This is a genomic window from Marinobacter sp. G5_S1_61_S3, from assembly GCF_054968585.1.
The window spans coordinates 29628-43973 of the sequence record NZ_JBQKUK010000023.1 but is presented as its reverse complement, the minus strand read 5'-3'; the positions used below and the strand labels follow the sequence as shown (position 1 = coordinate 43973).

Here is a 14346-nt window from a genome sequence, read left to right as displayed (position 1 = left end):
TATCGTAACGGCGGGGCTGCCAAGAAGGAGCCATGCATGGCAGACATTAAAGTAATAGAAGGCGATTTCACTCACTGCAGCGGTAAATACGCACTGGTTGTCGGTCGTTTCAACGGTTTTGTGGTTGAGAGCCTGGTGGAGGGTGCGGTTGATACCCTGCGTCGTCATGGTATCGCCGATTCCGATATCACGATTGTACGGGTTCCCGGCGCCTATGAGATGCCGCTTGCGGTCAAGCGTGTGGCGGAAACCGGCAACCACGATGCGATTGTTGCGCTGGGTGCGGTTATTCGGGGTGGTACACCACATTTCGACTATGTGGCAGGCGAAGCCTCCAGCGGTCTGGGTGCGGTTAGTCTCGAAACGGATGTGCCGGTGACGTTCGGCGTGTTAACGGTCGATTCCATCGAGCAGGCAATCGAGCGGGCCGGTACCAAAGCCGGTAACAAAGGCGCCGAAGCGGCGATTACGGCCCTGGAAATGGTCAGCCTCTTCAAAAAGCTGGGTGAATAATGAGCGCATCGGAAGACAGTGCCGCGCAACCGGCCCCCGCGGGCCAACCTAAGGCAGGCGATAGACGCAGAGCCCGGGCTCTTGCGATGCAAGGCCTTTACCAGCGCCACTTCAGCAAGAGCTCGATCACCGATATCGAATCCGAATTCATCGTCGACAACGACATGTCGAAGGTAGATGCGGCCTATTTCCGCGATCTCCTCCGGGGGGTTCACCGGGAGCAGGCTGAGTTAGACCGTCTACTGGAGCCATTCCTCGATCGCCCGATCCATGAGGTGGATGCCATTGAGCTGGCGATCGTACGCCTGGGCGCGTACGAGCTCAAACATCGCCTGGACGTTCCATACAAGGTGGTGATCAACGAAGGCATCGAGATGGCCAAGAGGTTTGGTGGCACCGAAGGTCATAAGTTCGTCAACAGCCTTCTGGACAAGCTCAGTCACCGACTGCGACTGGCTGAGACCCGTCCCCGCTAAGTGATGGGTGAGTTCGAGCTGATCCGCCGTTATTTCTTCCCCATCGCCGAGGTTGGAAATGCCTCCTCGGTTCTGCTGGGCCCCGGTGACGACTGCGCCATTCAGCGTGTTGTGCCAGGCCTGGACCTGGTCTTTTCGGTGGACGCCCTGGTCGAGGGCGTGCATTTTCCCCACCACTACGATCCTGAAAAGCTGGGCTGGCGAAGCCTTGCCGTGGCTGCGAGTGATCTCGCCGCCATGGGGGCCGATCCGGTGTGTTTTACCCTCGCGTTGACCCTTCCCGATGCTGATCCAGACTGGCTGAGCGCCTATGCCTACGGATTGGCAAGTGCGGCGAGACGCTTTGGGCTGTCTCTGGCTGGCGGCGACACCACGCGTGGCCCACTGACCCTGAGCGTGCAGGTTCACGGTACGGTGCCGAAAGGTGGGGCCATCTTGAGGTCTGGAGCCCAGGTGGGAGATTACATTTGTGTTTCCGGTATGCTGGGAGAGGCAGGAGCGGCATTGGATCACCTTGAGAATAATGATCCCGGGCCGGACGTGCAGGCGGTTCTGCGAAGGTACCACTTTCCAGAGCCCAGGCTTGTGCTTGGCAGGGCTCTTCGGGGGCACGCCACTGCAGCGGTGGATGTATCTGACGGTCTGGTGGCAGACCTGGGACATATCCTCGAGGCCTCTGGAGTTGCAGGCAGTATCGATGCGAGTCGGCTGCCACTGTCGCAACATCTGAAGCGCCTTGTGGGTCAGTCTGCTGCCGGCCTGGCGTTGAACGCCGGGGACGATTACGAGTTATGCGTTACCTTGCCTCCGCAGGTTTGGGCTAGTCTCCCCGAGGATGTCCGGCGGGAGTTGACCGTTATTGGCGAGGTCGTTGCCGGGGAGGGTGTAACCATTGACTGGGGTGATCATATCGAGAACCTGTCAGCGGGAGGATACGACCATTTCAGGAACTGATTCATGAGCAGCGACGACAACCTCCAGGAACCCGAGCTCACTGAAGCACTGCTGCCGCCAGGGTTTCTCCGTAATCCGGTCCATCTGTTAGCGTTTGGGTTTGGCAGCGGTACAGCGGCCAGGGCGCCTGGTACCTGGGGCAGTCTTGCGGCGATTCCCGTCTGGTTCTGTTTTGCCTGGTTGCCACCCGTGGCTTACTGGGGAATTGTCCTGCTGGCCTTCGTGATTGGGATCTGGTTGTGTGGCAAGACGGCAGCCGATCTCAAGGTCCACGATCATGGGGGGATCGTTTGGGACGAGTTTGTGGGCATGTGGATCGCGCTGGGACTCATCCCGGACAACATTTACGGCATTCTGATGGCCTTCACGTTATTTCGGCTTTTCGATGTGCTCAAACCCTGGCCGATTAGTTGGTTGGATGAGTACTTGCCGGGCGGGCTGGGTATCATGGTGGACGATGTCGTGGCGGGTTTCATGGCGTTACTGTGCCTGCTCGCCATTGACCGGTGGTTGATGCCGATCATTGTCTGAGCATCGTTATGAGACTGGAGGACAGTCCCTATCAGTGGACCTGTTGCTCTTCCGGAAGAAGTCGCACAACATGCAGGAAACGCCTGAGGCCGGTTTCTGCGCGTTGCCGGGAGGCAAAAGGACCGCTGTCGAAGCCCTCCCGGGTGGTGAAATACCACTTGCTCCCGACGCAGAAGAACCGACTGCTTCGGAACGGTGCGGGGCCGTTTTCTCCGGACCGACGTTGGGTATCCATGTTGTCTCCTGAGCCCTTCAGTGCATTTGTGACACGTGTGGGCGCTATTTCAATTCTATGACTGTTTAAAATTAAATCAATTCCTGCCGAATTCAACATTTTTTTACATTTTTTGGGTAGACTTGATGCCTTCCCCGTAACCGGAGTGTCATCGGGTTACTGTAAACAGGCTGCATGTCTTGCCCTTGGCTCGGCCACTCTTCAAAATGCCTTTCAACCACAAGTGATTATCCGCCGGTGAAAGCTGGCGAACAGCACAAGGATATAGCATGAGTATCTATCACGTTTTAGTCTTTTTCAAGAAAGTACGATTCAGTGCAATGGCCCTTGTTGCCATGGTTTTGCTGGCGGGATGCAGCTCTACCATGAGCAACGTCCAAACCTGGGAGGGGGACGCCGTGGATTCCTCGCAGGCCGCCGTCCTCGAGTCCCCGGGTGAAATCCGGGTGCAGCAGGTGAATGGTCGCAAACTCGGTAACTTTCTAATGGATGACCTGGCCCTGAACTACGAGCTTTTACCGGGCGAAAATCAGGTTGTGTTTACCTATAAGACCATCTGGGCCAAGAGCGGCGTGGTCCGCAATGGCGAATCCAAAGTGCACGTTGTTGAAACAGCACCCCAGGCAGTGATGATCAATGCGCAAGCGGGTGATACCTACCGTTTCAGTTTCGAGTCTCCCGCCAACAAGAGCGATGCCGAGGCTTTCGCCAATAATTTCACTGCTGATGTGGTTGATGGGTCCGGTAATGTTGTAGCCACCGCCAGCGCCTGGGATGGCCAACCTGCCGGCACTCGAACTGCTGCAAGGGCGCCGGTCGGCTCTGGTGGCGAAGGAGAAAGCGCCGACTCAATGGGTACTCTGGGTGAGCTCAAGTCGCTTTGGGGTCAGGCCAATGAGGAAGAGCGACGGGCGTTCCTGCGTTGGGCCTTCGAGTAACCCGCAATCCTGACGGGCGGCGGCTCTGCCTGCCGCTCGTCATTGCCGTTCAGTTGCGAAATCGCCTGAACGTTTTCCGCAGAGCACCTTCCATGACGTTCAGTGCCTCGTCAGTCAGAGTCGGGTGACTGTCGGGGTATTCGCGCGTGTCTTCTTCATACGGCGGCAAAGTCTCGGCCGCCGATTCGATTGATTTCAGGCTGTTTTCAAGCAGTTCCGGCAGTGAGTCGCCGTCAGCCACTACGTCGGGGCACAGGGTGAAATTGATCGTCAGACTGCCCTGATAGCTCACTGCAACAATCACCAATCCCATGCTGTCGAACAGGGGGGCGGAGTTGAACTGCCGCACCAACCGTGAACCTTGTAAGTACAGCGGCACTTGTGGCCCGGGTACGTTGGTGATCGGGAGGTTGAATACCGGCTGGTATCGTTGCGCAATCTGCAGTTCGGAATACAGTCTTGCGGAGAGTGCGAGCATGGTGGAGGGCAGGAGCTCTGTCAGCCTGTCTGCCGCAATGGCTTCACGGTAGGGCTCGGATTCCACCGCATTCCAGTGTATCCGCCGAATTCGTTCGGCGGGATTGGGCTCGGTGGTGGCCAGGTCCAGTAACATGGCGGACATCTGGTTGCCGGTGGCCTTGCGAAGGCTGCTTGAACGCACGGAAATGGGGGTCATCGCTACCAGAGAGCGTTCCGTTGTGGCATTGCTCTTGTCCAGGTATCGACTTAAGGTTTCAGCGCATAGGCCGAGGACGACGTCGTTCAGGGTTACATCACCGAGTGTTGCTTTGATGGCCTTTAGCCTGGACAGGTCGAGGCTGGCGGAAACGATCTTGCGGTTGGCGGTAATCTGGCGGTTAAACGGGCTGTGAGGTGCCGAAAACAGGGGGAACGGCAACGGCAGCTTTCGCATCTGCTTTTGTATAAGCCCGCGAGCAGTGGCTTCGGCCGCACTTATGGCGAGGGACGTCATTTGCAAGGGTTTGCGTAGCAGATTTGCACCGGTCTGGAGAATGACCCTTTCTTCGGACGGTTCCGGCTGTGGGTACCAGGGGCGCGGTGTTTCTATCGCTCTCGCCTTCGGTGAATATTCCAGAAGTTTGCCAATGATTTCCTCGCCACTGAACGCATCAATGGCGGCATGATGCAGTTTTACGATGAGCGCGAAACTCTTGCTGTCTGCATCGTCGTCGAGTTGGAATCCGTCGACAAACGTGATGTGCCATAACGGGCGATCCCGTTTGAGCGGTTCTTCCAGAATTCGCGAGGCCAGCCCCATCAGGCTGTCGACTTTGCCGTGGTTGCCGAGGTTCACATAAGCCAGGTGCCGCTCGATACTGAAGTCTGGATCGTCAATCCAGTAGGGGCGACCCAGCCGCAAGGGTATTTCCTTCAGGCGCTGGCGGAAGAGGGGGACCACGTGGAGCCGGCTTCGCAGATAGGCGACAAAGGTGCTGAAGGCCAGGGGTTTGTCGCGTTCTCGGGCATCAAAAAGATAGATGCCGCCAATGTGCATGGGGGCGGTTTCCGACTCCAGATACAGGAATGAGGCATCCAGCTCCGACAGCTGCCGCATGGTTTGAGCTCCGTTCACAGGTTCTTGCGTGGGGGCAGTATAAACGACTGCGCCACTATTCTGTTGGCCGTTTTGCCCCGGAGGCCTGTGTTGTGAAGTCAGGACTATTTTGGGCGGTCATTCAGGGCTGCAGCCAGGCAGCAATGTCTGGAGAGTCTCCCAGCTTTTCCCAGAACCACATCAGAGCCTTGCCCTGGTCCTCGGCGTGGCGGGCCAGGTGAAGCTGGATAGCCTGCCTGGGTTCGTGGACTTTGAGTGCTATCAAACGGCCATTCGCCAGTTGATCACGCACCCGTGCTTCCGGGAGCCAACCGACGGCAAGGCCGGTTTCTTGTACGGCAATCTTCTGGTCGATATTGGCAACGGTCACGGTTCGCTGGCGGCGGAATATGCCGGCGTGGCCGGGGGGCAAGGAGCGGGAAGTATCTGCAGCTACTGCTGCGGGGAAGCGAGCAATATCCTCCTCCTTTAATGGCTGAGAGGCCCTTGTCAGAGGGTGGTCCGGTGCTACTGCGTAGACGAACGTCATGTTTCCCAACGGTTTTGTGGTGAAAGAGCCTGCAGGTTTGCTCACCTGATCGGCGCCAACAACCAGATCAATTCGTCGGCTTTGCAGCGCATCCCAGGAGCCGGCGAAGACTTCTTCCACCAGTTGCACTTCCACCGGCACGCCGAGTTCGTAAAACTCTTTTGCGGCGGGAAACAGGCACTCGGCCGGTAGCAGGGAGTTGAATCCGATTCGCAGTCGGGTTTCCCAGCCCTGGGCCACCTGGCGGGTGGTGTGGGCCAGGTTTTCAGCAGCTTCCAGCAGGGTGCGGCCCTCTTCCAGCAGGTAGCGCCCGGCTGGGGTAAGGGCTGCTCGGTGGCCGGTGCGATCGAATATGGCGACGTTGAGGTCTTCTTCGAGTTTCTGGACGGTGTAGCTGATTGCCGAAGGGACGCGGAAGAGTTCGTTGGCGGCGCCGGCGAAGCTGCCTTTGCGGTCGATGGCATCGAGGACTTTGAGGGCGTCTATGGTGATGGCTGTGTGCATGTTCGAATTATCTGAATGTGTTGGCCAGAATTGATTGTTTGAGAGCGTAGCAGGGTGGCCGGTATTCTTCCTGTTAAAGATTTAAGGCTTATTCAGAAATTTGAAGGCTCGGAGTCAGGTCACGCCAGGGATGGGTCATAAAAACACGCCGTAAACCCATCCCTGGGGGCTCGGCATTGCCATCCTTGGCAATGCACGGTTTTTACAACCCATCCCTGACGCGATCACAAACTATCGCAGCCGCCTTCTCAAAACATAAGGTTCAGGAGTATAGGGTTATGGGACTTCTCGTCGACGGCAAATGGCATGATCAGTGGTACGACACCTCGAAAACCGGCGGCAAGTTTGAGCGTGAGGCCGCCCGGTTCCGGAACTGGGTCACGGCGGATGGCTCGCCGGGGCCCGCCGGGGAGGGCGGTTTTCCGGCGGAGTCGGGCCGGTATCACCTGTATGTGTCGATGGCGTGTCCCTGGGCCCATCGAACGTTGATTTTCCGGGCACTGAAGGGGCTGGAGAAGCATATCTCGGTGTCGGTTGTGCATCCGGATATGCTTGAGAGTGGCTGGGAGTTCCGGCCGGATGAAGAGGCGCATCGGGACTCGGCCAATGGTAAGCGCTTCATGTACGAAGTATATCTGAAGGCGGCGCCCGATTATTCCGGGCGGGTGACGGTGCCGACGCTGTGGGACAAGGAAAGGCAGACGATTGTCAGTAATGAATCGGCGGATATTATCCGCATGTTTAACTCGGCATTCGATGGGCTGGATGGTGTCCGGAGTGACTTGGACTTTCACCCGGAAGAACTTCACGATGAGATCGATGGGGTGAACGAGCGGGTTTATCACACGGTGAACAACGGTGTTTATAAGGCTGGATTTGCGACTGCCCAGGATAAATACGAGGAGGCATACGGGGCGTTGTTTGAGTCTCTCGACTGGCTGGAGGAGCGCCTCTCGGGGCAGCGTTATCTGGCTGGCAACCGCTTAACGGAAGCGGATTGGCGGTTGTTTACCACGTTGGTTCGATTCGATGCTGTGTATTTCAGTCACTTCAAGTGCAATCGTCAGAGAATTGCGGACTTTCCGGCACTTTCCGGTTATGTCCGGGATCTTTATCAAGTACCCGGTGTGGCAGATACGGTGGATATACGGCAGATCAAACGGCACTACTACGTGAGTCAGCGTACGATCAATCCGACACAGATTGTGCCGGAGGGGCCAAGGTTGGATTTTACATCGGCCCACAACCGGGAAGCGTTGGGGCCTGATTTTGAGGGCTAGGTTTGTTTGGGGATGATCAACTGACCCGTGCGACCGCAACTTCGGTCAGTAGCGTAAGCGCATCCCGGTGGTCAGATTCTGGAATGCCTCTCAGGCAGTCGAGGGCTGCCTGGGCTTCTGCTTTCGCGCGTTCCATGGTGTATTCCAGTGCGCCCGAACGGTTCACGATATCGAGGATACTGGGTAGGTCCTCCAGTCCACCTTTGCGGACAGCCTGGCGTATGAGCTGCTTCTCATCATTACTGCCGTTGGCCATAGCGTAAATCAGTGGCAGGGTGGGTTTGCCCTCGGCCAGGTCGTCGCCAACATTCTTGCCCATGGCTTCCGCATCGCCGCGGTAATCCAGTACATCATCCACCAGTTGGAACGCCAGGCCCAGGTGTTTGCCATAGGCGCTCATAGCCCGCTCCTGATCGTCATTTGCACCGGCGAGCAGCGCGCCGGTGTGGGAGGCTGCTTCGAACAGCATGGCGGTCTTGTTGTGAATCACTTCCATGTACTTGTCTTCGCTAACGTCCGGGTTTTTAACGTTCATCAATTGAAGGACTTCCCCTTCGGCAATTACAGCCGTGGCGTGAGACAGCACATCCATGATTTTCAGATTCTGGAGCTCCACCATCATCTCGAAGGCCCGGGCGTAGAGGAAATCACCTACCAGTACGCTGGGTGCGTTCCCCCAGCGCGCATTGGCGGTACTGCGGCCGCGACGCATGTCCGAGGTATCCACCACATCATCGTGCAGGAGCGTCGCGGTGTGCAGGAACTCGATGACCGCAGCGAGTTTCAGGTGATCGTCCCTTTCATAGCCCAGGGCTCGGCTTGAGAGTAAAACCAGTAATGGCCTCAGGCGCTTACCACCACTTTCAATAATGTATTGGGCGATTTTCTCCACCAGGGGAACGTCGGATGACAGCCGTTTGATGATCAGGTCGTTGACGCGGCTGAAGTCGTCCGCGACGGTGTCGTAGATACGCTGGGCTGTCATGCGGCTGGTCCGATCCCTTGTCTGGTGTTTTCGTTGGAAAAATAGGCGGGTGCCGCAATGCTAGGTATTGCTGTGATCGGTGTCAACTTGGCTTGTAAAGCGGCGGCGGTTTTCGTACAATCACGCGCCCAACTCATCCCAACCTGCGCTCCCTGCTATAGGGTTGCCGAAGCGCTTCCCTTAGAACCAGGTGGATAAGAGCAGGGATGGGTCAATCGCGGAGAACGTTAATGTACGCAGTTATTGTTAGCGGTGGTAAACAGCACCGTGTAAAAGAAGGCGAAACTCTGAAGCTGGAAAAGCTGGAAGTGGAAACAGGCGGCAACGTCGAGTTTGACCGCGTCCTGCTGATCGCTGATGGTGAGAAGGTTCAGGTTGGTGCACCGGTTGTTGATGGTGCCAAAGTGACTGCGGAAGTGGTTAGCCACGGCCGTCACGACAAGATCCAGATCATCAAGTTCCGTCGTCGGAAGCATTCCATGAAGCGTCAGGGCCACCGTCAGTGGTTTACTGAAGTCAAGATCACGGGTATCCAGGGCTAAGACCCTCGAGTAACCCCTTAGATAAGGAGGCTTGTAATGGCTCATAAAAAGGCAGCAGGTAGTACCCGTAACGGTCGCGATTCCGAGTCGAAACGACTTGGTGTGAAGCGCTTCGGCGGCGAGACTGTATCCGCGGGCAGCATCATCGTTCGTCAGCGCGGCACCCGTTTCCACCCGGGTCACAACGTTGGCCTTGGCAAGGACCACACGCTGTTTGCAACTGCAAACGGACAGGTCGTGTTTGAGGTAAAGGGTCCGGAGAACCGTAAGTTCGTGAGCATCGTTCCGGCTGCGTAAGCAGCGGCGATCTCGGGTTCTGTCGAACCTTCGGTGGCCCTGATATGATTTGATATCAGAGCCACCTGGAGCCCCGCATAGCTTCCATGAGGCTGCGGGGCTTTTTAGTTTATGCGCAGGGCGCAAAGGGTTGATTGATGAAGTTCGTAGACGAAGCCACCATCATTGTAGAAGCGGGCAAGGGCGGCCATGGTTGCCTGAGTTTCCGTCGTGAAAAATACGTGCCCAAAGGCGGACCCGATGGTGGTGACGGTGGCGACGGTGGCTCTGTGTATCTGGAGGCCGACAGTGCGCTCAATACACTGATCGATTACCGGTTCCAGCGTAAACACAAAGCCGAGAATGGCCAGCCGGGCTCAGGCCGCAACTGCACTGGCATCAAGGGCGACGACTTGGTGTTGCCGGTGCCGGTAGGCACCACGGTTGTGGATATGGATACCCACGAAGTACTGGGGGATCTGACCCGTGCCGGCGAGCGCCTGAAGGTGGCCCAGGCCGGTTTTCACGGGCTGGGTAATACTCGCTTCAAGTCCTCGGTCAACCGCGCCCCGCGTCAGACTACAAAAGGCTCCGAGGGTGAGCTTCGCAACCTGAGGCTGGAGCTGAAGGTGCTGGCGGATGTCGGTCTTCTGGGTATGCCCAATGCCGGTAAGTCTACCTTTATCCGTTCCGTGTCAGCTGCCCGCCCCAAGGTGGCGGACTATCCGTTCACCACCCTGGTGCCCAATCTTGGTGTGGTCAGCGTGCAGGCTCATCAGAGCTTCGTTATTGCTGATATTCCGGGCTTGATTGAAGGTGCGGCGGAAGGCGCAGGGCTGGGAATCCGTTTCCTCAAGCACCTGGTGCGCACACGCTTGCTGCTGCATCTCGTGGACGTGGCGCCTTACGACGGGTCTTCGCCGGTAGAAAGCGTACGTGCGATTGAGCACGAGCTGGAAAAATTCAGCGAAACCCTCGCCAGTCGCGAGCGTTGGCTGGTTCTGAACAAAGTAGATATGGTCTCTGAAGAAGACCGTGAGGCGCACTGTCGGGCCATCATCGATGAACTTGACTGGAAAGGTCCTGTATTCAGCATCTCCGCACTCAGCGGCGAAGGCACCAAGCCGTTGACTCAGGCCGTCATGCGCTGGATAGAAGATCAGGCCCAGGAAGAAGCGGAAAACCCCGAGTTTGCTGAACGCGAAGCTGCGCGCCGCCGGAAAATGGACGAAGAGGCGCGAGCGAGAATTGAAGCCGAGCGGCAGATCCGCCGCGAAGCCCGTCAGGATGACGATGATGACGACGACTTCGATGACGATGATTACGATGTAGAAGTGGTCTACGCGCCTGAGTAGCGGGTTATGTCGTCAGAGTTAACTGCCAAAGTATTGTCGGACAGGCGGGGGCCTTGCTGGTGGATCGTCAAAAACATGGATGTTTTTGTCGAGCGTACATGGACGTATTCACCGCGTATCCGCCAGCAAGGCCCCCGCCTGTCCGCTCCCTGAGCTGGAATGTAATGAGTACACGCACCCAATTACGTCATGCCCGTCGCCTGGTAATAAAAATCGGAAGCGCCTTGCTAACCAACGATGGCAGAGGTCTGGATGTTGCTGCTCTCGGGTTGTGGGTGGACCAGATTGCAGAGCTGGTCACTGCTGGCGTTGAAGTGGTGGTGGTGTCGTCGGGTTCTGTGGCTGAAGGCATGAGCCGGCTGGGTTGGACAGTTCGCCCTGAGCAACTGCATGAACTTCAGGCTGCAGCCGCCGTTGGTCAGATGGGGCTGGTGCAGACCTGGGAAGCCCAGTTCAAACGACATGATTTGCACACCGCACAAGTCCTGCTGACCCACGATGACCTTTCTGATCGCAAGCGCTACCTCAATGCCCGTAGCACCTTGAGAGCGCTGCTCGATTTCGGCGTGGTGCCCATCGTTAACGAAAACGACACCGTCGTCACCGACGAAATCCGTTTTGGCGACAACGACACCTTGGGCGCGCTGGTGGCCAACCTGATCGAAGCCGACGGATTGATCATCCTCACCGACCAGCTCGGCCTGTTCGACAAAGACCCCCGCAAAAATCCCGATGCCCAGCTGGTCGACGAACGGCGCGCCAGCGACACCGAGCTCGATGCCATGGCGGGTGGTGGTGCTGGCGTGCTGGGCCGCGGCGGAATGCAAACAAAGGTCCGCGCCGCCCGCCTGGCTGCCCGATCCGGCGCCTTCACCGTCATCGTCGGCGGCAGAATCGAAAAAGTCATCTCTCGCCTGCGCGACGGCGACAGCATCGGCACCCTGCTGCTCCCCGAGCAGGGTCGAATCGCCGCCCGCAAGCAGTGGCTCGCCAGCCATCTCCAGACCCGCGGCAAGCTCACCCTTGATCAGGGAGCGGTCAACGTCCTCTGCCGCGGTGGTCGCAGTCTTTTACCGGTTGGCGTAAAAAGCGTTTCCGGTCAGTTCCGTCGGGGTGAAATGGTCTCCTGCGTCGACGAAAGCGGCAAAGAAATCGCCCGCGGCCTGGTCAATTACGATGCTGACGAAGCCAGAGCCATCGCTGGCCGCTCCAGCAACCGTATAACAGAGGTTCTGGGTTACATCTCTGACGAAGAAATGGTCCATCGCGACAACATGGTGATTGTCTGATCAACTCAGTAGGTTGGGAGTAAAGGTTGGCAACTCTCTCCCCAAACCGTGCATTGCCATGGATGGCAATGCCGAGCCCCCATGGATGGGTTAACGGCGTGTTTGGGGAGAGAGTTGCCGGCCTTTGCTGTGCTCCTGGCAAACAGTCAGGCACAAAAAAACCGGCCCATCAGGCCGGTTTTTTCATTCAGGTTCCGAAGAAGCGTTACGCGCTCTTCAGAGCCTTGATGCGGGCGCTCAGACGGCTCTTCTGGCGAGCAATCTTGTTCTTGGCGAACACGCCCTTGTTAACCATGCTGTCCATGATTGGCTGAGCCTTCTGGAGAGCAGCTTGTGCTTCTTCTGGCTTACCGGCCTCAATGCTGGCCTGGACCTTCTTGATGTAAGTGCGCGCCATGGAACGCAGGCTGGCATTGTGCTTGCGGTTTTTCTCGTTCTGACGTGCGCGCTTCTTGGCTTGCGGGGTATTTGCCACCGTATAACTCCTGAGATCTGTGAAATCCGAAATTCGTTGTGAATCGATTCGTAAGAATCGCGGGCGCGCCAAAACCAGCGCGTCGAAATAAATGACGCGGAACTATGCCGCCAAAGCCCCAAAATGTCAAGGCTCAACGCTATTTCATCCCGGTATCTCCGGCCCCTGTGGTAAACTCGCCGCTCATCGCCGGAGAGTCCCGTTAAGGCCTTAAGGAATTACCGAAATATGGCCTGCTACATCCCGGGTACATCCAGAAACTACCGAACCATTGTCCAGGCCTAGAATGTCGTCCGAACCTGAGCAGACAGAAACACCAAAGGCGTTGCCCAAACCACCAGGGCTGTTGAGGTCATCTGGAGTCGTTGGCTCAATGACGATGCTGTCACGGGTCCTCGGTTTGGTAAGGGATATGGTGATTGCGCGTTATTTTGGTGCCGGGGCGGGCGCCGACGCGTTTTTCGTCGCCTTCAAAATCCCTAATTTTCTCCGCCGCCTGTTTGCCGAGGGTGCGTTCGCTCAGGCCTTCGTACCGGTGCTTTCCTCGTATCGGCAGCAGGAGTCCATCACCGAAGTCCGGCGTTTGGTTAACGCGGTCGCAGGCGTCCTTGGGTTGGTTCTGTTGGGCGTGACGGCAGTTGCCATGCTGGGGGCGCCGCTTCTGACCGCAGTGTTTGCGCCAGGTTTTCTGGATGACGACCTCAAGTTCGGCCTGGCCAGCGATATGCTGCGGATTACCTTCCCGTATTTGCTGCTGGTCTCCCTGACGGCGTTTGCGGGTAGTATTCTCAATAGCTACGACCGTTTTGCCGTTCCCGCGTTTACGCCAGTGTTGCTCAATCTGGCGATGATCAGCGCGGCCATATTTCTCTCGCCCCTGATGGAAACGCCTGTCATCGCTTTGGCTTGGGGGGTATTTATCGCCGGGGCGTTGCAGCTATTCTTTCAGTTACCCTTCCTGATGCAGTTAGGGTTGATGCCGCGGCCAAAAGTGGATTACAGGCACGAAGGGGTCCGTCGCATCATGAAGCTGATGGTGCCGGCGTTGTTCGGGGTTTCTGTCAGCCAGATCAATCTGCTTCTGGACACGGTTCTTGCGTCGTTTCTGCAGACCGGCAGTGTGTCCTGGCTTTACTACTCGGATCGCCTGTCGGAGTTGCCCCTGGGTGTATTCGGTATCGCTATTGCCACGGTGATTCTTCCCAGTCTGTCCCGCAAACACGCAGCGGAATCGGCAGACCAGTTTGCCGCAACGCTGGATTGGGCTGTGCGGGCGGTGCTGCTTATAGGTTTGCCTGCCGCGTTGGCCCTCGCTCTTCTGGCTGAGCCACTGATTGCGACTCTGTTCCACTACGGAGAAGTTACCGATCGCGACGTCACCATGGCGGCCCAAAGCCTGCGTGCATACTCCGCCGGATTGCTGGCCTTCATGTTGATCAAGGTGCTGGCGCCGGGGTATTTCGCACGGCAAGACACCAAAACGCCGGTTAAAATCGGCATTATCGCGATGGTGGCCAATATGGTATTTAACCTGGCGCTGATTTTCCCCTTGGCACATGCGGGGCTGGCGTTGGCAACTTCGCTGTCTGCGTGGTTGAACACGGCGCTCCTGTGGCGTGGCCTTATCCGTGAAGGCGCCTGGAAATGGCAGCCGGGGTGGACCCGCTTCCTGGTTCAGATCGGACTAGCCAATGCGGCCCTGGCTGCGGTCATCCTCTGGCTACAGCCGCCAGTGGGTCAGTGGCTGATGGCAGGCGGTCTCCAGCGGGCCACGGATATGGGTATTCTCGTAGTCTCGGGCGTCGCGGTGTACTTTATTGTGTTGGCATTGGCTGGGGTTCGGGTAAGACATTTTCGCCACAGGTAGGTTATAATCGCGCGTTTTCTC

16 protein-coding genes are annotated in these 14346 nt (G+C 57.3%); 11 read left to right on the top strand and 5 right to left on the bottom strand.

The genetic code is table 11. The annotated features are described in order from the left end of the window. Positions 1 to 36: 36 nt before the first annotated feature. From ribH to ACTRWH_RS18955, 4 genes are read left to right on the top strand one after another with little or no spacing between them, the layout of a single operon-like run. Positions 37 to 513, top strand: a complete 477-nt coding sequence (ribH, locus tag ACTRWH_RS18970; protein ID WP_007155554.1) for a 6,7-dimethyl-8-ribityllumazine synthase — start codon at positions 37 to 39, stop codon at positions 511 to 513. Beyond that, complete coding sequence (nusB, locus tag ACTRWH_RS18965; RefSeq protein WP_036203620.1) at positions 513 to 989, top strand: transcription antitermination factor NusB; 477 nt, start codon at positions 513 to 515, stop codon at positions 987 to 989. Before ribH ends, nusB begins: the two co-directional genes overlap by 1 nt. Before the next feature lie 3 nt (positions 990 to 992). Next, entirely contained in the window at positions 993 to 1943 is a 951-nt protein-coding gene (thiL, locus tag ACTRWH_RS18960; RefSeq protein ID WP_462826735.1) for a thiamine-phosphate kinase, read from the top strand. Positions 1944 to 1946: 3 nt separating this feature from the next. Next, the gene (locus ACTRWH_RS18955) at positions 1947 to 2474 is read left to right on the top strand and encodes a phosphatidylglycerophosphatase A (protein WP_462826734.1); all 528 of its coding nucleotides are present in this window, start codon (positions 1947 to 1949) and stop codon (positions 2472 to 2474) included. 31 nt (positions 2475 to 2505) lie between these two features. Here ACTRWH_RS18955 and ACTRWH_RS18950 read toward each other — a convergent pair whose 3' ends face one another. Continuing rightward, positions 2506 to 2709, bottom strand: coding sequence for a DUF6316 family protein (locus ACTRWH_RS18950; RefSeq protein ID WP_027830997.1), 204 nt, complete (start codon positions 2707 to 2709; stop codon positions 2506 to 2508). Between the two features lie 269 nt (positions 2710 to 2978). Between ACTRWH_RS18950 and ACTRWH_RS18945 the strand changes: the two genes are divergently transcribed. Then, a complete protein-coding gene (locus ACTRWH_RS18945; protein WP_462826733.1) occupies positions 2979 to 3647 on the top strand; it encodes a DUF2057 family protein in 669 nt (222 codons plus the stop codon). Positions 3648 to 3696: 49 nt separating this feature from the next. On the opposite strand, the gene ACTRWH_RS18940 is transcribed toward ACTRWH_RS18945, so the two are convergent. Continuing rightward, complete coding sequence (locus ACTRWH_RS18940) at positions 3697 to 5223, bottom strand: WS/DGAT/MGAT family O-acyltransferase (RefSeq protein ID WP_091643441.1); 1527 nt, start codon at positions 5221 to 5223, stop codon at positions 3697 to 3699. Between the two features lie 121 nt (positions 5224 to 5344). Continuing rightward, on the bottom strand, positions 5345 to 6256 hold the full coding sequence (locus tag ACTRWH_RS18935) for a LysR substrate-binding domain-containing protein (protein WP_462826732.1): 912 nt from the start codon (positions 6254 to 6256) through the stop codon (positions 5345 to 5347). A gap of 278 nt (positions 6257 to 6534) precedes the next feature. On the opposite strand from ACTRWH_RS18935, the gene ACTRWH_RS18930 reads away from it, so the two are divergent. Beyond that, complete coding sequence (locus ACTRWH_RS18930; RefSeq protein WP_428399325.1) at positions 6535 to 7536, top strand: glutathione S-transferase family protein; 1002 nt, start codon at positions 6535 to 6537, stop codon at positions 7534 to 7536. A 16-nt stretch (positions 7537 to 7552) separates the two neighbouring features. Here ACTRWH_RS18930 and ispB read toward each other — a convergent pair whose 3' ends face one another. Continuing rightward, the gene (gene ispB / locus ACTRWH_RS18925) at positions 7553 to 8521 is read right to left on the bottom strand and encodes an octaprenyl diphosphate synthase (protein WP_075195676.1); all 969 of its coding nucleotides are present in this window, start codon (positions 8519 to 8521) and stop codon (positions 7553 to 7555) included. Between the two features lie 230 nt (positions 8522 to 8751). Between ispB and rplU the strand changes: the two genes are divergently transcribed. The 4 genes from rplU (at position 8752) to proB (ending at position 11983) form a co-directional block, all read left to right on the top strand. Further along, a complete protein-coding gene (gene rplU, locus ACTRWH_RS18920) occupies positions 8752 to 9063 on the top strand; it encodes a 50S ribosomal protein L21 (protein ID WP_036203642.1) in 312 nt (103 codons plus the stop codon). Positions 9064 to 9099: 36 nt separating this feature from the next. Further along, entirely contained in the window at positions 9100 to 9360 is a 261-nt protein-coding gene (gene rpmA / locus ACTRWH_RS18915; RefSeq protein ID WP_007155544.1) for a 50S ribosomal protein L27, read from the top strand. Between the two features lie 137 nt (positions 9361 to 9497). Continuing rightward, positions 9498 to 10694 (top strand): Obg family GTPase CgtA, encoded by a 1197-nt coding sequence (gene cgtA, locus ACTRWH_RS18910; protein ID WP_036203646.1) that lies wholly within the window; start codon positions 9498 to 9500, stop codon positions 10692 to 10694. Positions 10695 to 10858: 164 nt separating this feature from the next. Next, positions 10859 to 11983 carry a glutamate 5-kinase gene (proB, locus tag ACTRWH_RS18905; protein WP_462826731.1) on the top strand — a complete coding sequence of 375 codons (1125 nt, stop codon included), beginning with the start codon at positions 10859 to 10861 and terminating at the stop codon, positions 11981 to 11983. A 205-nt stretch (positions 11984 to 12188) separates the two neighbouring features. Here the strand turns inward: proB and rpsT are convergent, their stop codons facing one another. Continuing rightward, positions 12189 to 12458 carry a 30S ribosomal protein S20 gene (gene rpsT / locus ACTRWH_RS18900; protein ID WP_075195679.1) on the bottom strand — a complete coding sequence of 90 codons (270 nt, stop codon included), beginning with the start codon at positions 12456 to 12458 and terminating at the stop codon, positions 12189 to 12191. 286 nt (positions 12459 to 12744) lie between these two features. Between rpsT and murJ the strand changes: the two genes are divergently transcribed. Then, on the top strand, positions 12745 to 14325 hold the full coding sequence (murJ, locus tag ACTRWH_RS18895; protein WP_081899213.1) for a murein biosynthesis integral membrane protein MurJ: 1581 nt from the start codon (positions 12745 to 12747) through the stop codon (positions 14323 to 14325). Positions 14326 to 14346 lie beyond the last annotated feature (21 nt).